Origin of the sequence: Lactiplantibacillus sp. DA1, assembly GCF_032681335.1 — a bacterium.
Taxonomy (GTDB): domain Bacteria; phylum Bacillota; class Bacilli; order Lactobacillales; family Lactobacillaceae; genus Lactiplantibacillus.
In genome coordinates this window covers 400338-426102 of sequence record NZ_JAWHTQ010000002.1, presented here as the reverse complement: position 1 = coordinate 426102, position 25765 = coordinate 400338, and the positions used below count along the sequence as shown (strand labels likewise).

Genomic DNA, 25765 nt, shown 5'->3' with positions numbered 1-25765 from the left:
TCAAAGTGGTGAAGAACTGCGTTGACGTGTTTTCAACGAAAGTAATATTAATGATGAGACATTATTTCTATCAGTTTAGTCAATCAATAATTACCGTTATTTGGTGGTTATTGTTTGGATTGATGTTTTTTTTTGCAATCACATCGCCAAATATTATTTTAGGCGATAACAAGACGTTTGGAACAAGTACAACCTTGCTATCGACCAGCATAGTCATTGTTATGACCGCTATTTTAATTATGATCTATGCGCATCCTCAATTTCGGCATGGCTTGTATCATGTTTTGATTACCAATCAACTTAGGACAGCGGGATTCCTGTTGGGCCTAGTTGTGATTGGTCAAATCGTGTTTGTGGCATTCGTTCACCCGCCCGCTGGTTTTGATGCGGGAATGTTGCACTATGCGGCAACGAATGCCCATCATGTTCAAGAAGTAGAAGTGACGGCGTATTATAGTCTGAACCAAAATAATCTGCCGGTAATGCTGTTTATGCATTGGTTAGTAAAATTAACTGGGCAGACTTCGTGGCTGTTTTTCGATTACGTGACGCTATTTTTTGTGGATCTATCCGCATGTTTTAATTTATTAAGTGTCTTTGTTGTTCGTCGCCAGTCACTTGGGATTGCGTTATATATTCATGCGGCCTGGTTAGCGGTGTTCCCCAGTATTATTATGCCCTATACTGATTCTTGGGGACTACCATTAGTTTCGTTATTTTTACTCTGTTATTTTGTGATGCGGCGTATTGATCTACCGCCATTATTGCGAATTAGTGCCGCAGTTGTTTTTGGGATTAGTGTCATGATCACATACTTTGTTAAGCCTTCGTCAATTATTCCGGTCATTGCAATCGTTATTATTGAGAGTTTAATCAGAATGAGTAGTCGACGGTCATTACATTCTAAAACAATTTTTATTACCGTTGCTATGCTGATTCTAATGGTTGGGAGTGCGGGTTTTACTTATCGTTATGTCAATAATGTAGTACAAAACCAGGACTATATTCAGATTGATAAGACGCGTTCGATTCCAGCCGTTCATTTTATGGCAATGGGTGTTTATGGCGATGGTGGTTATAACGCTAAGCAAGCATTACGGATGGCAGCGTTACCGACTAAACAACAGAAGACGGCTTATTCTATAAAAATGCTTAAACGACGATTGCATCAATTAAGGCCAGTGGGCTATTTGAAGTTCCTGGTGAAGAAGCAGCGTAATAATACAGCTGATGGGACGTTTGGTTGGTTAAAAGAGGGTGGCTTTTTCCATGATAATCAGCAGCCAAATAATCATGGCTTTAGTAACAAACTCAAAAATTTTGTTTATTTATATGGTCGGCACATTGCTGACTTTCGTTTCATCGCACAACTGTGGTGGATTACGTTACTGACGATTATTATGCTAGGATTTGGAACTAAGTCGTGGGTGATCCAAGTATTACGTTTGTCAATGGTTGGTGGCTTTATCTTTCTATTATTATTTGAAGGTGGTCGGAGCCGTTATTTAATTCAATATTTGCCATGTATACTACTATTAGGGGCGTTCTCTTTTGATGGTGCCATTGCGAATGTGCAACGAGTAGTTAAATGGTATCAGGATAAATTAAAATTGGCTACTGCAGCGGATAAAGACGGGTGATTACCGTTAGACTGGATCAATAGATACCATAGTTATGCGCTGTACCGGCTAAGTTGCTTTTGGCAACAATCACTATATCGTGTGTTGATCTATAAGATTAAAGGCGGTTAGCTTTGAATGTTTGGCAGTCGAAAAGGTCTTCGAAGCGTATTTGTTAGTAATGTGTTTAATTAAAACTGTTTTCAGCGGATTAGCTGAAAACAGTTTTTGATAACAAAGAATTAATTTATAGGTGTTAAAGCATGTGATTGGTATAAGTTGGTATTTGAGCCGCTTGCAAGGAATGTGAACATTATTGAGGGGATATAATTCTACTGGTTTACGATCGCTTAAAAGCGACTATAGATTAAAAATAAGGACCGTACCGAGTAGAACCGTTATCAAATCAGTCGTCATAACATGATTAAAAATCAACAAATAAATATGTGAAAATGCTGTGTTAAATTCGACTTATGCTATAATTGTTGCAAGCAAGTGGTTCGGGTTGTTGTGGGGAATAACACTGAACTGAGATACTAATTAGGGTGGGATTTAAGCTCATGTGGAAAAAGTTACACTATATGGACTATGTGCTGTTTATCCCGTATTTAATTCTTAGCGGGATCGGCGTTGTCATGGTCTATTCATCGAGTTCATACGTAGCCGCACAAAATGGCTTGACACCCACCGGTTATTTAATTAAACAGCTGATTTGGGTCGTTGTAGGGCTAGTCATCGCCTTGGTTTGTATGAACTTGAAAATTGACTACTTTAAGCAGACTAAGTTACTCGGTATCTTAGGGTTTGTAATGTTGTTTGTATTGGTGATTCTTCGGCTAGTTGGTAAATCAATTAATGGGGCGGCAGGCTGGATTATTTTGGGACCTGTCTCGATTCAACCGGCTGAATTTTGTAAGTTTTATTTAATCATTTACTTGGCATCGATTATTGCCCAACGTGAGTCGCACTTTGGGGTTGCTCGGATGCGTGAATTGGGTGCTCAGTTTGTGATGTTGTTTGCAATGATTTTATTGATTTTCGTCCAGCCTGATCTTGGTGGTGCGACGATTAATTTAGCGATTGCGGCAGTTATTTTATTTGCAAGTGGGATCTCATATTTTGTGGGTGTTGGGGTCTTCGCAGGGGCAGTAGGGGCATTTGAATGGATCATGGTACCGCTAGTAAGTCGCTTACCCCAAAGTGCTTTTGCAAACTCCTATCAGTTACGGCGTTTTCTTGGCTTCCTTAATCCGTTTAAAACGGCTTCAGGGGCAGGAACCCAGCTCGTCAATTCTTATTATGCGATTTCAAATGGTGGTTTAACGGGTGTTGGCATCGGAAACAGTTTGCAAAAACGGGGGTACTTACCTGAACCGAACACTGATTTCATTATGTCAATCACGGCGGAAGAACTGGGCTTGATCGGAATTATGTTAGTGATGGGCTTACTATTAGTGATGGTGGTGCGTATCATATACATTGGTGTTCGCGCGACTAATACGTTCAACGCATTGGTATGCTATGGTGTTGCAGCCTACTTGACTATTCAAGCATTTGTCAATGTTGGTGGGATTATCGGCCTGATTCCGATTACGGGGGTCACCTTTCCGTTCATGAGTTACGGCGGTTCCAGTATGATGGTACTGACGCTCTCATTAGGACTGGTCTTAAACATTAGTGCGTTGGAAAAGATGGCCCGACTCAATAGTGTTCGACAGGCAGGCTAAAACGATTTTATTTGGAAATGAGGGATTTTGGTGAAGAAAGTATTAATTGCTAACCGTGGTGAAATTGCAACGCGGGTTATCCGTGCTTGTCATGAATTAGGCTTGCAGACTGTTGCGATTTACGCCAAAGAAGATGAGTTTTCAGTTCACCGTTTCAAAGCTGATGAAGCGTATCTAGTTGGGGAAGGTAAGGCGCCAATTGCGGCTTACCTTGATATTGAGGATATTATTCGCATTGCTAAAGAAAATCAAGTTGATGCGATTCACCCTGGTTATGGCTTTTTATCTGAAAACGCGACTTTTGCACGCCGGATTGCTGAAGAAGGGATGACGTTTGTTGGCCCTAAGCCGGAACATCTCGAGATGTTTGGGGATAAAATCACGGCCAAGCGAGTGGCACGTGATGCTGGCGTTCAGACGATTCCAAGTACTTTGCATCCGGTGACTAGCCTGAATGAGGCCTTGCAGTTTACCCAAAAGTACGGTTATCCAATTATGATCAAAGCTGCTATGGGTGGTGGTGGTCGTGGGATGCGGATCGTGCATGAAGCTTCAGAATTACAAGAAGCTTTTGACCGAGCCCGTTCGGAAGCCATGCAGTCCTTCGGCGACGATGAAATCTACTTAGAAAAGTTCATTGCGAACCCCAAGCACATTGAAGTTCAAATTTTAGCGGATGCGCACGGTAACGTGATGCATCTGTTTGAGCGGGATTGTTCTGTTCAGCGTCGTAATCAAAAAGTGATTGAATTTGCGCCGGCCGTAGCACTTCCGGTTGAATTACGGACTAAGATTTGCAATGCAGCGGTTGATTTGATGAAGAGTGTCCACTATCTAAACGCGGCAACGGTTGAATTCTTGGTTGAAGGGGATCAATTTTATTTCATGGAGGTCAACCCACGAGTTCAAGTGGAGCATACGGTTACGGAAATGATTACTGAAATTGACATCGTGCACGCTCAACTGAAAATTGCGATGGGTGGCGATCTGTTCGAAGACTTGCATTTGCCACACCAAGACGCCTTGACATATAAGGGTGCGGCAATTCAGTGCCGAATCACGACTGAAGATCCGGCTAATGATTTTATGCCGGATACTGGACGGATTGAGACGTACCGGTCACCAGGTGGGAATGGTGTTCGTTTGGATGCCGGTAATACTTATTCGGGGGCCATTGTAACTCCATATTTTGACTCATTGTTAGTCAAGGCCTGTGTGGCGGCCCGTAATTTCAAGGCGGCTGTTCATAAGATGCGACGGGTCTTAGTTGAATTCGACATTCGTGGTGTCAAGACGAACATCCCATTCATGTTGAATGTGATCGACAACCCAACTTTTCGAGCTGGTGAAGCTGGGACACGCTTTATCGATCAAACGCCCACGCTCTTCAAATTCCCTGATGACACGCAACGTGAAGATAAAATGTTGAAGTATATTGGGAACGTGACTGTCAACGGCTTTGCCGATGTTGTTCAGCACGCCAAAAAATACTACCCTGACGTTGAATTCAAAGATGATTTCCAGCCGATCGCACCTGAAATTGTGACGGCCAAAGACATCTTGGACAACCAGGGTGTTCAGGGCTTGCGGCAGTGGTTACTAGCACAAAAGCAAGTGTTATTAACGGATACGACGATGCGTGATGCACATCAAAGCTTGTTTGCAACCCGAATGCGGACGAAGGATATGCTGGCCGTTGCTGCTGCGTCACAAAAGGCATTGCCACAACTGTTTTCATATGAGATGTGGGGCGGAGCAACATTTGATGTAGCCTATCGGTTCTTGAATGAAAATCCGTGGAACCGGTTAAAAGAACTTCGGCAGGCGATGCCCCGGACACTCTTCCAAATGTTATTCCGTGGGTCGAATGCGGTTGGTTATCAAAACTATCCCGATAATGTGATTCGGGAATTCATCTTAGAAGCTGCTAAGAGTGGGATTGATGTCTTCCGTATTTTTGACAGCTTGAATTGGATTCCACAGATGGAAAAGAGTATTCAAGCCGTCAAGGAGACGGGCAAGATTGCTGAAGCGACGATTTGTTATACTGGGGATATTATGGATCCTGATCGACAGAAGTATAATCTCGATTATTACCGGCAGCTGGCTTTAGATTTGCAATCAACTGGTGCTGATATTATTGCTATTAAAGATATGGCGGGGGTATTGAAACCAGAAGCCGCATACGAATTAGTGGCAACGTTGAAAGCAGCGTTGACGGTTCCAGTCCATCTGCATACGCATGATACGACTGGTAATGGTATTTTTACCTATGCGCGGGCCGTGGAAGCTGGTGTTGACGTGGTCGACGTTGCAGCCAGTTCACTGTCAGGAACAACGAGCCAGCCCTCAATGAGTTCGTTATACTACGCGTTAGCGCACAATGATCGTCAACCAGACGTTAATATTAATAATGTCGAAGCTATTAATCGTTACTGGCAAGGTGTCCGACCATATTATCAAGACTTTTCAAATGGGATGACTGGGCCGCAAACGGATATCTATCAGACGCAAATGCCTGGTGGTCAATATTCTAACTTGCAACAACAAGCCAAAGCGGTTGGTCTTGGTGACCGTTGGGAAGAGGTCAAGGCGATGTATGCGACGGTCAATGATATGTTCGGTGATATCATCAAAGTGACCCCGAGTTCGAAGGTTGTGGGTGATATGGCCTTGTTCATGATGGAAAATCAATTGACGCCAGCGGATGTTTATGATCATGGTACTAAGCTTGATTTTCCAGCTTCAGTGATCAACTTCTTTGCTGGTAATATTGGACAACCAGTTGGTGGTTTTCCAAAGAAATTGCAAAAAATTATTTTGAAGGATCATCCAGCGCTGACTGTTCGACCAGGTAGTTTAGCTAAACCGGCTGACTTTGCCGCCGTGAAAGCAGAATTGTCAGCTAAGCTTGGCCATGAAGCCAATCATCAGGAGGTTTTGAGCTACATCCTGTATCCAAAAGTCTTCATGGATTACAATGCCAGTCACAAACGGTATGGCCATGTCTCCTTATTAGACACACCAACCTTCTTCCAAGGAATGCGGCTGGGTGAAACCGTCAATATTGAATTGGCGAAGGGCAAGACCATGATTGTTAAGCTCAACCAAATTAGCGATCCCGATGTTGATGGGGTTCGGACACTTTACTTTAGTATCAATGGTCAGAACCAAGAAATTATGGTCAAGGATAATGCGATTCATCAGTCGGCAACGAGCACACGCAAAGCGGAGCCAACTAACGAGAATGAAATTGGTGCAACGATGAGCGGGTCCGTTCTGAAGTTATTGGTTAAGAAAGGCCAGACCGTTAAGAAGGGCGAACCATTACTCGTGACTGAAGCGATGAAGATGGAGACGACGATTCAAGCACCAGAAGCCGGCGTCATTGAACACATCTATGTCAATGCGGGTGATGTGATTCAGACAGACGATTTATTATTAGAAATTGCACCACAATAACCGTGCTTTAAGTGGATCACTAGTGGCTCCGGCTACTAGTGATTTTTTGATTTAGGTCGTCTAACAGGCTAGCGAAATGCTGAAATTCAACATGGAACTAAAGAACTTAGTTGACGAAATACGGAATCTAGCCTAACATTTAAACAACAACGCTAGTAGAAGGGGGGAGGTTCGATGGATTTTACAGTTAAACCGCGCCGGTCGCTCATCGTCTATATGCATTCGATGAAGCAGGTGCGCCAATTAAAGCGGTTTGGGTTAATTCAATACCAATCACGCAAGGAACATTATGTGGTCTTGTACATGGATGAAAATCAGATTCCAGCGGCAACCACTAAAATCAAAAAATTAAATTTTGTTCGTAAGGTTGAACCGTCATACCGACCGGACGTTGCTATGAACTTTGGTGAACGCGTGGATCAAGGGTTCTTTAAACCGACCACGACCGGAGCACCGGATGACGATGATGAGGATTAAGTTGGTGAAGATGAGATGCGAATTGTAGCAGGAGACTTTGGTGGCCGGCGGTTAAAAGCCGTACCAGGAATGCAAACCCGGCCAACGACAGATAAAGTAAAAGAAGCTGTTTTTAATATTATTGGGCCCTACTTTGATGGCGGACAGTCCCTAGATTTGTTTGCGGGTAGTGGCGGTTTGAGTATTGAAGCCGTTTCACGGGGAGTGGCCCGGGCAGTCTTGATTGATCGGCAGTACCAAGCTATCAAGACAATTAAGGATAATATTGCTGTCACGAAAGCACCCGACCGTTTTGAAGTCATTAAGGGGGATGCTGCACGAGTTTTAGACCGGTTAGCAACTCAACATGAACGCTTTGATTGGGTATTCTTAGATCCGCCGTATGCTAAACAGCAAATTGTTAAGGATATTCAACGTTGTAATACATTGGGATTACTGAATTCGGGTTGTCGAATTGTCTGTGAAACTGATGCCAATGCGAACTTGCCGGTGACATTGTCAGGTTTTGAATTGGTTCGGCAACAAGATTATGGTATTACAGTTATTACCATTTACCAAAAAGTAACGGAGGTTGGGTAAGTTATGGTGACAGCAGTTTTTCCAGGAAGTTTTGATCCGATTACGCGTGGACATTTAGATATGATCCAGCGTGCTAGTCGGTTTGTTGACCACCTGATTGTCGCTGTGATGGTCAATACGAGTAAGCAACCCTTGTTTACGATGGCTGAAAAGGTAGCGATGATCAGTGATGAAGTCGCGGAGCTACCCAATGTTGAAGTGCAAGCAGCGACGGGATTGACCGTTGATTTTATGGTGAGCGTCCACGCCACCGTGTTAGTGCGTGGGTTGCGTAATGAGCAAGATTTTGGTTATGAACGTGACATCGCGTGGATGAATAAGTCGCTAGATGAGACGATCGAAACGATTTGTTTGATTGCTCGACCGCCGTATGCTTACTTTTCGTCTAGTTTAATTAAGGAAGTCGCTAAGATGGGGGCGGATGTTTCGAAGTATGTCCCAACCGCGGTGGCACAAAAACTACATCAACGTTTAGGAAATGATCAAAATGACTAAAGTACGACAGCTGTTAAGCCGGTATTGGGGTTTACTAGTCGTCGTACTGGTGGTTCTGGCCCTTTTTTTGGTACCGTTACCGTACTATATTGAAGGCCCGGGAAGTGCGGATAACTTAAAATCGTTTGTCACCGTTAAACGTCATCCAGATCGTCACCGTGGCAGATTTATGTTGACTTCGGTGGCAGAAGCGCCGGCGACACCTATACTGTGGTTATATGCACAATTGAATCCTCATTATGATGTGGTTAGTGCGCAGGAGATGACGGGCGGTCAGGATGACGCGACCTATAATCGCGTTCAAAAGTTTTATATGCGTAGTGCGATCAATGAGGCGATTGCGACGGCGTATTCGGCCGCCCATAAAGCTTATCATAAGACTTATCAAGGAATTTATGTTTTAACCGTCCAGCCTAATTCGAAGTTTAAGCACCAATTAAAAGTTGGTGATACCATTACAAAAGTTGATGGACACCATTTCAATACGGCGAGTGCTTATCAACACTATATTGGTCGGCAGGGTGTGGGCCACCGGGTAACGATTACGTATCGGCGTAATGGCGATACTAAGCAGGCCACCGCGCCCTTGGTCAAGTTGAGCACCGACCGTGCTGGCATCGGGATTGGGTTGACCGATAATATCAAAGTTACAACGACTATCCCGGTTAAGGTTGATCCCGGCCAAATTGGCGGGCCTTCAGCCGGATTGATGTTTAGCTTGCAAATTTACCAACAATTAACCAATCAGAACTTACGGCATGGACGTAAGATTGCTGGTACCGGAACCATTGATCAAAATGGTCAAGTTGGTGAAATTGGCGGGATTGATAAGAAAGTGATTGCCGCAAAACGCGCGGGCGCAACGATTTTCTTTGCACCGTATGTCAAGCCAACCAAAGCGTTGTTAGCCGTTGAAGAAAAAGGGCAAACTAATTATCAGTTAGCCAAAGCGACCGCTAAAAAGTACGCACCGAACATGAAAGTCATTCCGGTGACGTCTTTTAAACAGGCGGTTCATTATTTGCAGACCCATCCGAATTAAAATTGGGTTCAAGTTAGAAAAAAGTTTGGGATAAAACCCAAACTTTTTTCATGGTCTGAGACGCCTTCTTCGTAACTATGAGTCGAAGGGGTGAAAATAAATGATGACTTGGATCAAATTACTTAAAGCACATTGGCGTATCGTTGGAATTGGTAGTGCGCTTATCATTATTTTGATAACGGGGTGGGCCCTTAGTCAGCTTAGACAACCGCAATCAGCTGTTCCCAATGAGTTCCTGGCTAGTTCAGAATCAGTAGGCGATAGGACAAGTGCGCGTTCAACAACGGCCACTAGTACGTCGGCAACGGGAACAGTACCAGTGAATCCGGCTGGCAGTCAGGCAGGCAATGATTTACCAGGGTATGTGGATGTTAAGGGGGCAGTTAATAAGCCGGGGTTGTATCAAATTACAGCAAGTATGCGGGTGGCAGATGTCATTCAGTTGGCGCAAGGCATGCAGCCACAAGCCGATGCTCAGCAAGTTAACTTGGCTGCTAAAGTCACTGACCAACAAGTTATTTACGTACCAGTTAAGGGTGAACAGCCTTTAACTGTGGTCAAACCACCGGTGACGCCATCATCTAGTTCTAATTTGGAAGTGTCTGGGGGTGCTCATTCGTCGACGGATAAGGTTAATCTTAATACTGCGGATGTGGCTGCTTTACAAAAATTAAGTGGGATTGGGCAAAAGAAAGCGGAAAAAATTATTGATTATCGCCAGCAACATGGTAATTTTAAGACGATCGATGATTTGAAAAATGTTAGTGGCTTTGGTGAAAAAACAGTGGCGAAGTATAAAGACCAACTGACCGTCTAGTTTCAAAGCAAACAATTTGGTATACTACTGTCATTGAAAGTGAGGCATAAAGTAATGAGAGATCAACGAATTCCATGGGATCAATATTTTATGATGCAGGCGGTCTTACTGGCTAGTCGGAGCACGTGTGAACGACTTTCGGTCGGCGCGACGATCGTCCGCGACAAACGAATTATTGCGGGCGGCTACAATGGCTCAGTATCTGGTGACGTGCATTGCATTGATGAAGGCTGCTATTTGGTTGATGGGCACTGTGTGCGGACGATTCATGCGGAAATGAATGCGATTTTGCAATGTGCCAAGTTTGGGGTAGCGACAGCTGGTGCTGAGATCTATGTCACTGACTTTCCTTGTTTGCAATGTACGAAGATGCTGTTACAAGCTGGAATTCAGAAAATTCATTATTTACGTAATTATCATAATGATGCTTATGCGATGTCCTTGATTGAACGGAAACACGTGGCGTTGCAACAAGTTAAGCTTGATCAATCAGACTTAGATAAGTTGAATCTTGATCAAATCTTATTAGACCGTGACTAGTTGCGAGCACTGTTTTTTGCCGCAATTGCGTGCGGTTTACTTAGTAGTTGGTTAGTTGACCAACAATGGCTTGCGGCTGGATTATTATTCATCTGGTTATGGCGAGTCGTGCGATTACGAGATCGTCATTGCTTACTGGTGACGATACTCTGTTTAGTGCCCATGGTCGGTTGGTTGAGTTGGCAAAACCAACGTTTTACAAACTTGGTTCGGCAGCCCAGTCAGATGGTAACGATTAATTTGACGGTTCAACCGGATGCAATTACGCTACGTGGTAGTCAGTATCAGATGGTTGCTACGAGTCCGGTGGGTAAATTATTAGTCAAGGGCCAATTGAAACGAGCGACTGAAAAACAACAATTGAGCCAGATTGCTCGACGAACGATGTGGCGGGTGCAAGGCAAACTTGATGCGATTGCACCACCAACGAATCCAGGTCAGTTTGACGCGCCCAAATATTATCGTAGTCAAGGGATTGCACGCCAACTCACTGTAACGGCTGTCAAGCAAGTTAGGACGGCACCGCGGCGTGGTTGGGGACGACTGCTTGACCAATTACATCGTTGGCGACAAATGTTTTTTCAGACGTGTCAGCGGCTCCCACCGACGCTCAGTCGCTATGCAACCAGCTTATTAGTGGGGATGCGGCCGGCGGATTTTCAGGCGACCATGGGTGCAGTACAACAGCTGGGGTTGTTGCATCTATTTAGTTTGTCGGGGATGCACGTTATTTTATTGGTTGCATTTTTACAATGGCTGTTGCTGCGGTTACATTTAAGTCACCAAGCCATTGACTGCTGGTTGCTAGGGCTTTTACCAGCATACCTTGTGCTGGGTGGTGGTGCCGATAGCTTACAACGAGCAGTGGTGACGGCGGCCTTGCCGATTGTTTGGCAACTGCTGACACGGCAATCGAGTGGTTCGTTGAGTGGTTGGAGTATGGCACTGATAATCGGAATCGTCCATAATCCCTTAGTATTGAGTCAGTTAGGTGGTCAGCTCAGTTATGGTCTGGCGTTATTGCTCATCTTAATGCCGGGCTTGCCCACGTGGCGACTAGCCGTCTGGGTTCAAGTTATTAGTTTACCGGTGTTATTGGTGGCAACTGCCCAGTGGCACCTGTGGTCACTAGTGGTTAACTTAATAGTGGCGCCGATTTTTAGTTGGGTATTGCTACCAGTAACCGTCATTGGAGCTAGCGTGGGCTTAGTATTCCCATTAGTCACCAGTATGTGTGAGTGGGTTTTGGTGAGCTTTCAGAATTGGCTTGATTGGGTCAGTCATTGGCCGGGATTACTGGTCATTGGTCAACCGAATGCGCTGTGGGCGTGGGGGCTCAGTTTGCTGAGTTTATGGCTATTACGAACACCAAAACGTCGGTATTGTTGGGGATTATTATTAGCATATACATGTTTTGGTATCAGTATGCGCTTCCCACTGCATGGCACTGTTCAATTTATCGATGTTGGCCAAGGCGACTCGATTTTGATTCGCCAACCGTTTAATCGTCAGGTCAGTTTGATTGATACCGGTGGACAATTGCATTTTCCACGGCCACGCTGGCAAGATGATGGCCTAACTCCTAAATCACGTGTTGAAACCATTACAGTCAATTATTTACATCGTCTAGGGATCAGACACTTAGATACAGTTTATTTGTCACACAAGGATGTTGATCATATCGGTGATTTGGGCGAGCTATTACGACTGATGCCAGTTAAGCAGGTGGTAGTTCCAGCGGGGATGGCACATTTAGCTAAGTTTCAGAAATTGTTGCTACCAGCTCAAAAGCGGCCGAAAGTGGTTGAGGCCCTCGCTGGCCAAACATTTGCGGATGGTTTAGTGGCTGTCCATCCGTTTAAACCTGGGCGTGCTGAGAATGAAGATTCGTTAGTGCTGACGGGTGTTTATGGACAGCAGCGTTTTATGTTTACCGGTGATCTTGACCGGGCAGGGGAACGGGCAATCGTCGCCCGCTATCCCCAACTGCGCGTGGACGTGCTCAAGTTAGGCCACCATGGTAGTAAAACGGCGTCTGATCCACTGGCATTGCGACAATTGGGCGTCCAACGTGGTGTGTTATCGGTGGGACGCCATAATCGTTATGGTCATCCCAATCAGGAAACCTTGACGACATTAACAGCTCAACATATAGAGACTTATTCAACGGCTTTACAAGGAATGATTACGTATCGCTTTTTTAATCATCGGCCGGGCCGTTGGCAAACATTTTTAAAGGAGGGTGATCGTCATCAACGCACAACAAGCGTTAAAATCGATTCGCAAAGGTGAATTAGCATCGATCTATGTTATTTTGGGAACGGTTGACTACCTAGCCGATCAGCTCAAACAAGCGTTGATGCAACAAATTCCAAGTGAAGAACAAACGATGAACGTCGGCAGTTATGACATGGAAACGACACCGGTAGCCGTTGCTTTGGATGATGCAATGTCAGCGCCGTTTTTTGGTGATCGGCGCTTGGTTTTTATTAATCATCCGTATTTTTTAACGGGTGAGAATAAAAAGACCAAAGTTGATCACGATTTAGAATCGCTACAGCATTATTTTGAACAACCAGAGCCCACGACTATTTTGGTGCTCATGGCACCTTATGAGAAGTTGGATGCGCGCAAAAAACTTGTTAAAACTTTGAAAAAGCAAGCGACAATGATTGAAATCAATCAAGTGTCTGAGGTTGAAACGCAACGTTATGTACAGGCAGCTCTGGACGAAAAGCAGATTCGAATTGATGCTGACGCACTACAAGAATTGGTTAATCGAACGGATGGACAGTTGGGATTGATTATGGGGCAATTGCCTAAGCTAATGATTTATGCGGCGCAGTCCCAACAAATTGATTTGGCGGCGGTTCAATCCTTAGTCACTAAGTCGTTGACACAGAATGTCTTTGATTTGGTCAACGACGTGTTACGATATCGGACACAACCAGCTGTTGAACTGTATCACGAGCTCGTGGCGGCTCAGGAAGCACCGTTAAAAATCAATGCCATTTTATTGGGACAGTTTCGCTTATTATTACAAGTTAAAATTATGGCCCGGGCCGGTTACAGTCAGGGCAGTTTAGCTAGTACACTCAAAGTGCATCCATATCGGGTCAAGTTGGCGATGCAGACGGTCCGCCACTTTGATCAGGCCGCATTACGAGCAGCTTACTTGGGATTATTACAAACAGAAGTACAGATGAAAACGACTCAGCGCGATCCCGAATTGCTTTTTGAATTGTTCATGGTTCAATTTGTTAATGAGCGGCGAGCGATGGCTGGACCCCATGCCTAGATTTGCGAGCGACGGCTGAGTCTTTACTAGTGAGCGCTAATTCTCACACTGGATTGATGAGGCAATGTACTAGGATTTCTGACAGATGCCTGGTTGAAGTTTAATCGTTAAACTTTAGCAAGGTTGTTATCAAGATGGATGTAGGCGATAGCGGTTACCTTAAAAAGATAGACTGCCAAGATTTTTTAAATCTTGGCAGTCTATCTTTTATTTGGCTGAAGGTACAAAAAAACGCCGTCGCAATGCTCGGGCGTAAAATTAGCTTATTTAGCGTAACGTGCGGCCATTCGTGACTTGTCACGGGCAGCTTTGTTGCGCTTGATAAGACCTTTAGAAGCAGCCTTGTCAACTGCGCTAGTTGCTGCTAAGTATAAATCGTCGACGTTGTCGGCACCAGCAGTTTTAGCAGCTTCAAATTTTTTAACAGCAGTCCGCATCGCACTCATTTGGGCGGTGTTACGGACGTTTGCTTTATTGTTTGTTTTCACGCGTTCAATAGCGGATTTGATAATTGGCATCAGATTCACCTCCATCATTTTTTCAACAAATGCTATTATACATAAGCCCTGGCCTGAATGCAACCGTTATGTGTAAAGTAATTTATCTTGATATGTATTCAAACTTGCTTTTTAGTCCTTAGTTTGCTAGACTATATCAAGTGTTCAGCAACCCTTTACTTAGTTTTTCGTGCACCACCAACGATTTACTCAGTTTAGGGCAATTATTTGAAAGGTGGTTGAAACACATGGCAATTTCACGCGAAAAGAAGACGGAGCTTATTAACAAGTATGCTCGTCACGAAGGCGATACTGGTTCTGTTGAAGTCCAAGTTGCAGTTTTAACGGAAGACATCAACGAATTAAACGAACATTTACGGGTTCACAAGAAGGATTTTCATTCACAACGTGGGTTGATGAAGAAAATTGGTCACCGTCGTAACTTGTTAGCTTACCTTCGTAAAGAAGACGTTAACCGTTACCGTGACTTAATCCAAAGTCTTGGTCTTCGTCGTTAATATTAAGATTATGAGAACTGCCTACGGGTGGTTCTTTTTTTGTTCGAAAAATTACAGAAACAATACATAAACTTTATCAATCCCAAACAACCGTTCGGTATACTTTTTCTTATTCAAAAGTGATTGAGGGGATTTCATGGAGGCGACGGTAATGTTGACCCGTAATTTTCGGGTTCTATGGTTTGGCAGTTTGATTACAGATTTGGGTAATGCGATGACGTTACCATTTATTGTGTTATATATTCAGACTTTGGGAGACTACACTACGAATCAGTTGAATTTTTTAGGTGCGGGTGCTTTTGCGATTACTTATGCTTGTAAAGCGCTGGTCGCACCATTGTGGGGGCAGTTAGCTGATCAAAAGGGACGTAAATTGATGTGTCTACGCGCAGCTGGCATGATGACATTGACGATCTTAGGGGTAGGCTTGGCCCCTAACGTAGCGGTGCTGTTAATTTTGCGAGCGGCTCAGGGGGCCTTTTCGGGCTATATCAATAACGCCAATGCGCTGATCTCAGTTACAGCACCGGCTGAACGGCGTGGACAGTGGTTAAGTAGGTTAGTGACGGGCAGTATTAGTGGCACATTGATGGGACCGTTATTAGGCAGTGTTCTTGCTAATACAGTAGGTTACCGGGGAGCTTTTATGGTAACCAGCGGCTTGATGGCCCTAGTATTTGTCATGACATGGTGGGGTGTGCAGGAGACAGTGACGCCCGTTAGTCGGGCGTCACTAATACCATTACGGCCAGTTTTACAACAATTAGGTGGAAACTTTGTCATTGCTTTATTAACATCGTTGTTAGTTGTGCAAGCAACGACAAACGCGGTGACGCCACTGTTAAGTTCATTAGTTGGGGACTTGGCTCCCCAAGCATCGACACAAACAATCGTTTGGATGACCGGGGTAGTAGCTGCTGCACCGGGTATCGCTACCATTCTAATGGCTAATCAGGTTGGCCGTATTTTAGATCGGTTAGGTACGAATCGTTGTCTGCTTATTTTTTTGACGTTAGCAATCGTTGACTTACTATTAACCAGTATGGTTCACCATGTGGCTCAGCTGGTCGTTCTACGGTTACTACTCGGTATTGCGGATGCGGCACTATTACCGGCGCTTCAAGTGATGACCGTTGAACACGTTCCGCACGCTGCTTTTAGTCGTGTTTTCAGTTTGAACCAGTCAGCACAAGCGTGTGGTAACGTCGTCGGCCCAGGCTTGGCCGTACTAGTTGCCAACTGGTGGGGGTATCAACCCATCTTTTTAGTCACTGCTGGCTTACAGCTTATGGCGCTAGGTTTATGGTTGATTTATTTTAGGCATCAACGCGCTCATTAAATTGTCTAAGAATGGTCTAACTATTGCTTTACTTTAAAATGTGGTAAACTGGGGAGAGTTACTTAATCGGAACAGGTACGCTGGTACTTGTAAATTTTAATAGAGGAGTTTTTAGATCATGAACTTTGCAAACGTTGATTTAATGACCGCAATGGTGACCCCTTTCGATGATCACCAACAATTGGATGAAAAGCGGTTAGCGAGTTTGATTGAACATTTATTAGCACATGGTACACAAGGAATTTTGGTGGGTGGCACCACTGGTGAAGCACCGACGTTAACAGAAGATGAAAAGTTAACTTTATTGAAGAAAGCCGCTGACATCGTTGATGGTCGGGTTCCAATCGTTGCTGGAACTGGTTCTAATAGTACTGCTGCCACGATTGCGTTTACCAAGAAGGTTAGTCAGATCAAGGGGATAGAGGCAGCCTTAGTGGTTGTTCCTTATTACAACAAGCCGGACCAAGCTGGGATGATTGCGCACTTTACGGCGGTTGCTGATCAGGGTGGCTTACCGATAATTATCTATAATATTCCAGGCCGGGTCGTTGTGAAAATGGATGTGTCAACGGTATTAACGCTAGCGCAGCATCCGAATATAATTGGCATCAAGCAGTGTGCAACGATGGAAGAATTTGGCGCCATTGTTGAGAATGCACCAGCTGACTTTTTGGTTTACACGGGTGAAGACACACAAAGCTTAGCTGCTAAGGAAATTGGTGGTGCTGGTGTTATTTCAGTGGCTAGTCATATTTATGGTGACGAAATGACGGCGATGTTCAGCGCCATTGATCAAGGCGATATTGCGATGGCGGCAAAGTATCAACGCGATTTAACGCCGAAGATGAGCGCACTATTCAGCGCACCATCACCATCGCCCGTCAAGGCGGCATTGAATCATTTAGGGCAACCTGTTGGTAATCCACGTTTGCCGATTTTGCCGCTAAGTACTGAGCAGACAACACAACTTTTTCAAACATTAAACATTTAGAAGAATCAAGGTGAAATAATTGAGTAGTAAAATTCAAATTACCCCGTTTGGCGGGGTCCGTGAAAACGGTAAAAACATGTATGCTGTCGAAGTCGATGGCGATATTTATATTTTAGATTGTGGACTAAAGTACCCGGAAAACGAATTATTAGGAATTGATATTGTGATTCCAGATTTCAGTTATTTGCGGGAAAATGCTGATCGAATCGTCGGCGTCTTCTTAACTCACGGCCATGCTGACGCTATTGGTGCGTTACCATACTTTTTAAATGAGTTTAACGTGCCCGTATTCGGCTCAGAATTGACGATTGAACTTGCTAAGATTCAATTGCAGAAGGATCCCAAGGCTAAAAAATTTAATGATTTTCACGTGATTAACGAGAAGACTGAAATTGATTTTGGTTCAGTGACGGTTTCATTTTTCCGGACGACACATTCAATTCCTGACTCAATGGGGATCGTGTTACAAACGAATGCTGGTGAAGTCGTCTATACGGGTGACTTTAAGTTTGATCCCACTGCGGCGGGTGACTACCAGACTGACTTTGCACGCTTAGCAGAAATTGGCTCGAAAGGTGTCTTGGCACTGCTTAGCGATTCAGCCAATGCTGAAAACTACGAGCAGCCTGTAAGTGAGCGTGAAATTGCGGCTTGCGTTCTAGAGACTTTTAAGTATCATCCTGGGCGGATTATTGTGGCATCAGTAGCTTCTAATATTTTGCGCATCCAGCAGGTTCTGGATGCCGCCTCGAAATCGGATCGAAAAGTTGCCTTGATGCCTGGTGATGTCGAGAGTATCGTGAAGACGGCTATTGATTTGGGCAAGCTACACATGCCTGAAAATGTTGTTGTTCCGCTTCAGTCAATTGACAAGCTTAAGCCTGAACAAGTGGTTATCTTGCAGACGGGACGAATGGGTGAACCCATCAAAGCGCTACAGCGGATGGCGAATAAGCAGGAGAGCAAGGTCAATATCGAAAAGGGTGACTTGGTCTTTATTACGACGACACCATCGCATTCGATGGAAACCGTGGTCGCGAAGACACGTGATATGATCTATCGCGCTGACGCGGATGTTAAAGCAATTGCGGATGAAATGAATTCGTCGGGCCATGCCGCCAAACGGGACTTACAATTAATGATCAACATGATGAAGCCACAGTACTTTATTCCCATTCAAGGCGAATACCGACTGTTGGATGCACATGCTGACTTTGCCCGCGAAGTTGGGATTCCAGATGACCATGTCTTGATCGCAGCTAAAGGGGACCAATTACTTTATGATGGGGATACCATGCATTTAGCCGGCTCCGTTGAAGTTGGTGATACGATGATTGACGGTATCGGTGTTGGTGATATCGGTAACATTGTCTTACGTGATCGTAAAATCTTGTCAGAAGACGGTATTTTTGTGGCGGTTGTCACGATTGATCGGAAGAAGAAGAAGATTATCGCGACACCCAAGATTACCTCGCGTGGTTTTGTGTATGTCAAGACGAGTAAAGACTTAATGCAGGAAAGCGCTGAGTTAGTTAAAACAACGGTGCAGGAAAATCTGGATAACAAAGAGTTTGATTGGGGCCACCTCAAACAAGCGGTGCGTGAAAAGTTGAACCATTATTTATGGGATCAAACAAAGCGGCATCCAGTTATCTTACCAGTTATTATGGAAGTTAATCAGCACCATCGTCGGACTAAGAAGGCTAAACCAGCCACACCAGCTGAAAGTGACGCCAAAGCTTAATCATAAAAAAGTCGGAAGTTGCTTCCGACTTTTTTAGTAGCAATGAAGAGGGGCGAAATCAAGTGACGGTATCTGAAACACAATTAGCAGCCGAGCAAGCCAGCCAAGCTCAGGAGTGGTCTCAGGCAGCCAGTTTGTGGGAGCAGGTTTATCAAACTCAACAAACGGCATCAATCAATTATCATTTGGTACAAGCATTGGTCGCGGATCAACAATACGTGGCCGCTGCTAGTTATGCTAGTGAATTTGAATCACAGTATTTAGCAACCGATGGGGCTGCGGAACTCTATATAACGGCGCTCATTGCGAATCATGATTTCATTATGGCTCGCATCGTGATCATGGCCCGTAAATCAAGTGGTTGGACAAAAACGATGCTTGCAACCCTAGATGCAGCGGAGACTAATGCTGAACAGACGGTTGCAACGACTTTAACGACAACGATGCGGCATTTCTATCATCTATCCGATCAGCCGACGCGGCAGCATGCCGATAGTTTACAAGCAGCCCATCATTTGACGTACCAACGTTACTTAACGGCCGCTAAATTTCTATTAGTGGATCCATTTTTGCACCCTTTAACGCGGGTTGAGGTTCTTTATACGCTATATAATTTACGCGTGCCAGAAATGGTTAAGATGCAATGGCTACTCAACGATGAAATGCTAACATTGTGCCCAGCGAAACTATCAGCATTTGGTCAGGATGAGGCCAGCATGGCGGTTTATCGAGTTTTGAAAGCGCGCCTCGGCAATCAAGATGTTTTTCTGTATGAAAACTTACGGGAACTTTTACAATTGCAATTAATGTATTTATATCCGCAAGCCCAAGCAGTTATTACTGATCCAGCGGCGTGGATCGATGTTTTAATCTGGCAACAGACGGGACGGGCGGTGACCGTCATGGGAGATAAAATAGAAAAAATGATGAAAATTCAACAAAAAATTCAGCAATTTAGTCTTGATTTGCAGTAGTAAGCGTGTTTAATAAGAATTTCCTAACAAAAAATCAATTTTTTGAATAATATCTGTTTACAAATCAGATTAGGCTATATATAATATTTAAGGATTCTCAGTGATGGGTGCGCGATTTGGCCTTTTCACTAGGATGTAGTATAATACTAACTAAAGAATTGTTGAGACCATTTTGGCCTCGGCACTATTCTTGCGAAAATCACAGGAGGTTTCATTAATGGCAAAAGAACATTATGAAAGAACAAAACCCCATGTAAACATTGGTACTATTGGCCACGTTGACCATGGGAAGACTACTTTGACCGCTGCAATCACTAAGGTATTAGCATCTAAAGGCTTGGCTAAAGAACAAGACTTTGCTTCTATCGATGCTGCTCCGGAAGAACGTGAACGTGGTATTACTATCAACACTGCCCACGTTGAATACGAAACTGAAAAGCGTCATTACGCTCATATCGATGCCCCAGGACATGCTGACTACGTTAAGAACATGATCACTGGTGCCGCTCAAATGGACGGTGCGATCTTAGTTGTTGCCGCAACTGATGGTCCTATGCCACAAACGCGTGAACACATCCTCTTGGCTCGCCAAGTTGGTGTTGACTATATCGTTGTCTTCTTAAACAAGACTGATCTTGTTGACGATGACGAATTAGTTGACTTGGTTGAAATGGAAGTACGTGAATTACTTTCAGAATACGATTTTCCTGGTGACGATATTCCTGTTGTCCGTGGTTCAGCGCTTAAAGCTCTTGAAGGCGACCCAGAACAAGAAAAGGTTATTATGCACTTAATGGATGTTGTTGATGAATACATCCCAACTCCAGTTCGTGATACTGAAAAGCCATTCTTGATGCCTGTTGAAGACGTCTTCTCAATCACTGGTCGTGGGACTGTTGCTTCTGGTCGTATTGACCGTGGGACTGTTAAAGTCGGCGATGAAGTTGAAATCGTTGGTTTACACGAAGATGTTCTGAAGTCAACTGTTACGGGTCTTGAAATGTTCCGTAAGACGCTTGACTTAGGTGAAGCCGGTGACAACGTTGGTGCGTTATTGCGTGGTGTTAACCGTGAACAAGTTGTTCGTGGCCAAGTTTTAGCTAAGCCAGGTTCGATCCAGACGCATAAGAAGTTCAAGGGTGAAGTTTATATCTTGAGCAAAGAAGAAGGTGGCCGTCATACGCCATTCTTCTCAAACTATCGTCCACAATTCTACTTCCACACCACTGATATCACTGGTGTTATTGAATTGCCAGACGGCGTTGAAATGGTTATGCCTGGTGACAACGTAACGTTCACTGTTGAATTGATTCAACCAGCTGCCATCGAAAAGGGTACCAAGTTCACGGTTCGTGAAGGTGGTCATACTGTCGGTGCCGGTGTTGTTTCAGAAATTGATGACTAATCTCTAACTGATTTTCATTGATTGATCTAAGCGACTTGGAAGTCTTCTTCCAAGTCGCTTTTTTTTAAGAAATTAACAATCAATGGCGTGCTTACGCGCTTTTTTAACCAATTCGGTTTACTTTACGGGGACGATAGGTTAAACTTAACAAGTATGCAATTGACTAGAATTGTAGAAATTATAATGTTTCGGAGGGAATACAATGGCTGCAAAGTGGGAAAAGAAAGAAGGCAACCAAGGCGAATTAACATTCGAAATTGGTGCTGACAAAATTAGTGAAGGTATTGATAAGGCCTTCCAACGGACTAAAAAGAACTTAAACGTTCCTGGTTTCCGTAAGGGTAAGGTTCCACGTCAAATCTTCAATCAAATGTACGGTGAAGAAGCCCTTTATCAAGATGCTTTAAACATCGTGCTCCCAGAGGCATATGAAGAAGCAATCAAGGAAACTGAAATTGAACCAGTTGATCAACCTCAAATTGATGTTGACAGCATGGAAAAAGGTAAGCCGTGGGTTTTAAAAGCCGTTGTTACGGTTAAACCAGAAGTTAAGCTTGGTCAATACAAAGAACTTAGTGTTACGCGTCAAAACACGCGGGTCTATGCTAAGGACGTTGACGCTGAATTAGAATCACGGCGTGAAAAACAGGCTGAATTAGTTTTGAAGGAAGACCAACCTGCCGCTAACGGTGACACGGTGGTTATCGACTTTAAAGGATTCGTTGATGGCGAATCCTTTGAAGGCGGCGAATCTGAAAACTATTCACTCGAATTAGGTTCTAACTCATTCATTCCTGGCTTTGAAGACCAATTAGTTGGTGTTAAAGCTGGTGACGAAACTGAAGTTAAGGTGACCTTCCCTAAGGATTACCAAGCCGAAGACTTACAAGATAAAGAAGCTACTTTCAAGGTTACAGTTCACGAAGTTAAGACTAAGGAACTCCCTGAATTGGACGATGAATTTGCCAAGGATGTTGACGAAGACGTTGATACACTTGAAGAGTTAAAAGCTAAGATCAAGGATGAGCTTAAAGAACAAAAGGAATCTGCTGCTCATGATGCCATTGAAGATGAAGCTTTAAATCAAGCTGTCGACAATGCTGAAATTCAAGCAATTCCTGATGCCATGAAGGAAGACGATATTCATCGTCAAATGGACCAATACTTGGCTAATATGCAACAACAAGGGATCGATCCTAAGACTTATTACAAGTTAACCGGGACGACTGAAGACGACTTGCACAAGCAATTTGCTGCTGATGCTGAACGTCGGGTTAAAACTAACTTAGTCTTAGAAGCGGTTGTTGAAGCTGAAAACATCAAACCATCTAAGGATGAAATTGCTGCTGAAGTTAAGGATTTGGCTAGTCAATACAACATGGAAGAAAGCGCTGTTCGTGGTGCTTTAACTGATGACATGTTGTCACATGACATTGCAATTCGCCAAGCCGTTGACTTAATTGCTGATTCCGCTAAGCAAAATGCTAAAGCAGACGACAAAAAAGATGACAGCGACAAGGATTAATTAGTAAGCAAGTTAAAGGTTATGGCAGATTAATTCTGGCATAACCTTTTTTACATAGTGGCAGCTAATCAAAGGATCAATTAACTAAGGACAGACGATTGTCGCCAGTTAGTTTGCTGATTATTCGGTTTCAGCGACACAATTGAACAAATAATTTCGGATTTGGGTTCGTCCATGTTATAGTAATGGACGTAGAAGACAGTGTCTAAGCTGGTTTTAGCTTAGTTTTTCTGTTATGATTAATCCATGTAAATACATCGATGAGGTGAGAATGAATGTTTGAGAATACCGAGACAAACGGCCCTGTGAACTGCTCGTTTTGTGGTAAATCACAAGATCAAGTTAAAAAGATCGTGGCTGGCCCCGGCGTTTATATCTGTAATGAATGTATCGATTTATGTAAAGAAATTATCGATGAAGAGTTTAGTGAAGAACAAACGCATGAATTAACAGATATTCCAACGCCTAAAGAAATTGTAGACGAGCTGGACCAATATGTGATCGGTCAGAATGAAGCGAAGCGGACCCTTTCAGTTGCGGTCTATAACCACTACAAACGGGTTAAGGCTATGGCTGACAGTGATGAAGAGACTGATGATGGTCCGGAATTACAAAAGAGTAACATTAGTTTAGTTGGGCCTACTGGTTCTGGGAAAACCTTCCTGGCACAAAGCTTAGCCCGGATCTTAGACGTCCCATTTGCGATTGCAGATGCGACGACATTAACCGAAGCTGGTTATGTGGGTGAAGACGTTGAAAACATTTTACTGAAGTTATTGCAAAATGCTGATTACGATGTTGAGCGTGCCGAAAAGGGCATTATTTATATTGATGAAATTGATAAGATCGCCAAGAAGAGTGAAAATGTCTCTATTACCCGTGATGTTTCTGGTGAAGGGGTTCAACAAGCACTCTTGAAGATTTTGGAAGGTACGATTGCAAATGTGCCGCCGCAGGGTGGGCGTAAGCATCCGCAACAAGAATTTATCCAAATTGATACCACGAATATTTTGTTTATCGTTGGTGGGGCCTTTGATGGAATTGAAGAAATTGTTAAGCGGCGGTTAGGTGATAAGACGATTGGTTTTGGCACTGATACGGACGGTAAGAATGCGGTCTTGGATGATTCCAAGAGTCTGATGCAACAAGTTGTCCCAGAAGACTTATTACAATTCGGATTAATTCCAGAATTTATTGGTCGGTTGCCAATTTTAACCGCGCTCGAGCGTTTAACTGAAGATGATTTGGTGCGAATCTTGACGGAACCAAAGAACGCGCTTGTTAAGCAATATCAGCGTCTGATTGCTTTAGATGGGGCTGAACTGGATTTTAACGATGACGCGTTACGAGCGATTGCCCAAGAAGCATTAGCCCGCAATACGGGTGCTCGGGGGTTACGTTCAATTATCGAGGACACCATGCGGGATATCATGTATGATATTCCAAGTCGTGAAGACGTTAAGAAAGTGATCATTACCCGCGCGACAGTAGCTGATCATGCCGAACCAGAACTTGTTTTAGCGGATCAAAAGGCTTCCTAAAGTTTTTAAAGAGCCCGTAATAGCATTTTTCATTCAGGACCGCGATGAGCATTCATCCGCGGTCCTGAATGCTGTTTAAATCAAATCTGAGCGTTGTGTCCTAGTGAACGCTAAAATTATGGTAAAATGAATGCAATAATGATTGCAGAAGGAGTTAATTCGATGGAAGTGCATAACGTTGAACTTGTCATGAGCGCAGTGGCACCAAGTCAGTACCCAACTACTGGTTTTCCAGAAATTGGTCTAGCAGGTCGATCAAATGTCGGCAAATCGTCATTGATCAATGTCTTGATCAACCGAAATAGCTATGCGCGGACGTCTAGTCAACCTGGTAAGACACAGACGCTGAATTTTTATAAGGTTGAAGATCAGTTATACTTTGTTGACGTTCCTGGATATGGCTATGCCAAGGTTTCTAAGAAGGAACGCGAGAAGTGGGGGCAAATGATCGAGACGTACCTGACAAGCCGGGACACGTTGCGTGGAGTCGTTATTCTAGTGGATGCACGGCATGCCCCCACTAAGGATGACGTTACTATGTATGAGTGGATGCGGTACTATCAGATGCCTTTGCTGGTTGTCGCTACTAAAAGTGATAAGATTCCGCGTGGCAAATGGAATAAACAGGAAAGCTTAATTAAGAAAACACTCAACTTCCAAGCTGAAGATGATTTTATTGCGTTTTCGGCTAAAACTAAGGAAGGCAAGGATGCCATTTGGCAATGGATTGAAGCACATACTGTGGGAGGCAACTAACTTGGAATTTAATGAATATCAATCATTAGCAAATCGGACGTTATATGGAAATGAACAGGTTTTGACGAATTTATCCTTAGGCTTAGCTTCTGAGACCGGCCAAGTCGTTGATTTGGTTAAAAAATATACATTTCATGGCGAACGATTGAATAAAGATCAGTTAACAAAACAGATGGGCGACGTGTTATGGTACTTATCACAGGTCGCTGAATGGGCTGATATTCCGTTTGAAGAAGTTGCCCAGCAGAATATTACCAAGCTAAACGATAAGTATCCGAATGGTAAACCGGTCAAGTAGCAAAAAACACCCCCGCATTTGTGGGTGTTTTTTTGTCCAAATGAGTCAATTAATTGCATTTACTGATCAAATGGCGTAAATTAATAATTGTAAAAGAGTTGTGCACAACTTAATTATTTTG

Annotated in this window: 22 protein-coding genes; 21 read left to right on the top strand and 1 reads right to left on the bottom strand. The window is 43.8% G+C overall.

Features of this window, described 5'->3' with window-relative positions; all coding sequences use genetic code 11:
* The first annotated feature begins 50 nt into the window (after nt 1–50).
* The 11 genes from RXV91_RS04645 (at nt 51) to holA (ending at nt 14056) form a co-directional block, all read left to right on the top strand.
* Complete coding sequence (locus tag RXV91_RS04645) at nt 51–1640, top strand: TIGR03766 family XrtG-associated glycosyltransferase (protein ID WP_316438857.1); 1590 nt, start codon at nt 51–53, stop codon at nt 1638–1640.
* Nucleotides 1641–2179: 539 nt separating this feature from the next.
* Nucleotides 2180–3346, top strand: a complete 1167-nt coding sequence (locus RXV91_RS04640) for an FtsW/RodA/SpoVE family cell cycle protein (protein ID WP_316438856.1) — start codon at nt 2180–2182, stop codon at nt 3344–3346.
* A 30-nt stretch (nt 3347–3376) separates the two neighbouring features.
* The gene (locus RXV91_RS04635) at nt 3377–6808 is read left to right on the top strand and encodes a pyruvate carboxylase (RefSeq protein ID WP_316438855.1); all 3432 of its coding nucleotides are present in this window, start codon (nt 3377–3379) and stop codon (nt 6806–6808) included.
* A 174-nt stretch (nt 6809–6982) separates the two neighbouring features.
* Entirely contained in the window at nt 6983–7285 is a 303-nt protein-coding gene (locus RXV91_RS04630) for a YlbG family protein (protein WP_021732075.1), read from the top strand.
* 15 nt (nt 7286–7300) lie between these two features.
* Nucleotides 7301–7864 (top strand): 16S rRNA (guanine(966)-N(2))-methyltransferase RsmD, encoded by a 564-nt coding sequence (gene rsmD / locus RXV91_RS04625; protein WP_316438854.1) that lies wholly within the window; start codon nt 7301–7303, stop codon nt 7862–7864.
* A gap of 3 nt (nt 7865–7867) precedes the next feature.
* Nucleotides 7868–8359: a pantetheine-phosphate adenylyltransferase gene (gene coaD, locus RXV91_RS04620; protein ID WP_316438853.1), complete on the top strand. Its 492-nt coding sequence runs from the start codon at nt 7868–7870 to the stop codon at nt 8357–8359.
* Complete coding sequence (locus RXV91_RS04615; protein ID WP_316438852.1) at nt 8352–9401, top strand: SepM family pheromone-processing serine protease; 1050 nt, start codon at nt 8352–8354, stop codon at nt 9399–9401. The genes coaD and RXV91_RS04615 overlap by 8 nt, the downstream gene beginning before the upstream one ends.
* A gap of 100 nt (nt 9402–9501) precedes the next feature.
* The gene (locus RXV91_RS04610) at nt 9502–10218 is read left to right on the top strand and encodes a helix-hairpin-helix domain-containing protein (protein WP_316438851.1); all 717 of its coding nucleotides are present in this window, start codon (nt 9502–9504) and stop codon (nt 10216–10218) included.
* Nucleotides 10219–10272: 54 nt separating this feature from the next.
* On the top strand, nt 10273–10758 hold the full coding sequence (locus RXV91_RS04605) for a ComE operon protein 2 (protein WP_316438849.1): 486 nt from the start codon (nt 10273–10275) through the stop codon (nt 10756–10758).
* On the top strand, nt 10759–13050 hold the full coding sequence (locus RXV91_RS04600) for a DNA internalization-related competence protein ComEC/Rec2 (RefSeq protein WP_316438847.1): 2292 nt from the start codon (nt 10759–10761) through the stop codon (nt 13048–13050).
* Complete coding sequence (gene holA / locus RXV91_RS04595; protein ID WP_316438846.1) at nt 13001–14056, top strand: DNA polymerase III subunit delta; 1056 nt, start codon at nt 13001–13003, stop codon at nt 14054–14056. The genes RXV91_RS04600 and holA overlap by 50 nt, the downstream gene beginning before the upstream one ends.
* 263 nt (nt 14057–14319) lie before the next feature.
* On the opposite strand, the gene rpsT is transcribed toward holA, so the two are convergent.
* On the bottom strand, nt 14320–14574 hold the full coding sequence (gene rpsT, locus RXV91_RS04590) for a 30S ribosomal protein S20 (RefSeq protein ID WP_003645660.1): 255 nt from the start codon (nt 14572–14574) through the stop codon (nt 14320–14322).
* 227 nt (nt 14575–14801) lie between these two features.
* On the opposite strand from rpsT, the gene rpsO reads away from it, so the two are divergent.
* The 10 genes from rpsO (at nt 14802) to RXV91_RS04540 (ending at nt 25644) form a co-directional block, all read left to right on the top strand.
* Nucleotides 14802–15071, top strand: coding sequence for a 30S ribosomal protein S15 (rpsO, locus tag RXV91_RS04585; protein ID WP_003639022.1), 270 nt, complete (start codon nt 14802–14804; stop codon nt 15069–15071).
* Nucleotides 15072–15207: 136 nt separating this feature from the next.
* Nucleotides 15208–16410 carry an MFS transporter gene (locus tag RXV91_RS04580; protein ID WP_316438845.1) on the top strand — a complete coding sequence of 401 codons (1203 nt, stop codon included), beginning with the start codon at nt 15208–15210 and terminating at the stop codon, nt 16408–16410.
* Between the two features lie 118 nt (nt 16411–16528).
* A complete protein-coding gene (dapA, locus tag RXV91_RS04575; protein ID WP_316438844.1) occupies nt 16529–17401 on the top strand; it encodes a 4-hydroxy-tetrahydrodipicolinate synthase in 873 nt (290 codons plus the stop codon).
* 19 nt (nt 17402–17420) lie between these two features.
* Nucleotides 17421–19145 carry a ribonuclease J gene (locus tag RXV91_RS04570; protein ID WP_316438843.1) on the top strand — a complete coding sequence of 575 codons (1725 nt, stop codon included), beginning with the start codon at nt 17421–17423 and terminating at the stop codon, nt 19143–19145.
* Nucleotides 19146–19207: 62 nt separating this feature from the next.
* Nucleotides 19208–20119: a hypothetical protein gene (locus RXV91_RS04565; protein ID WP_316438842.1), complete on the top strand. Its 912-nt coding sequence runs from the start codon at nt 19208–19210 to the stop codon at nt 20117–20119.
* 217 nt (nt 20120–20336) lie between these two features.
* Nucleotides 20337–21524, top strand: a complete 1188-nt coding sequence (gene tuf, locus RXV91_RS04560) for an elongation factor Tu (RefSeq protein ID WP_316438841.1) — start codon at nt 20337–20339, stop codon at nt 21522–21524.
* Nucleotides 21525–21726: 202 nt separating this feature from the next.
* The gene (gene tig, locus RXV91_RS04555; RefSeq protein WP_316438840.1) at nt 21727–23049 is read left to right on the top strand and encodes a trigger factor; all 1323 of its coding nucleotides are present in this window, start codon (nt 21727–21729) and stop codon (nt 23047–23049) included.
* A gap of 275 nt (nt 23050–23324) precedes the next feature.
* On the top strand, nt 23325–24590 hold the full coding sequence (gene clpX, locus RXV91_RS04550; RefSeq protein WP_316438839.1) for an ATP-dependent Clp protease ATP-binding subunit ClpX: 1266 nt from the start codon (nt 23325–23327) through the stop codon (nt 24588–24590).
* A 162-nt stretch (nt 24591–24752) separates the two neighbouring features.
* Nucleotides 24753–25346, top strand: a complete 594-nt coding sequence (yihA, locus tag RXV91_RS04545; protein WP_033610947.1) for a ribosome biogenesis GTP-binding protein YihA/YsxC — start codon at nt 24753–24755, stop codon at nt 25344–25346.
* A 1-nt stretch (nt 25347) separates the two neighbouring features.
* The gene (locus tag RXV91_RS04540; protein ID WP_021732059.1) at nt 25348–25644 is read left to right on the top strand and encodes a nucleoside triphosphate pyrophosphohydrolase family protein; all 297 of its coding nucleotides are present in this window, start codon (nt 25348–25350) and stop codon (nt 25642–25644) included.
* Nucleotides 25645–25765: the final 121 nt, after the last annotated feature.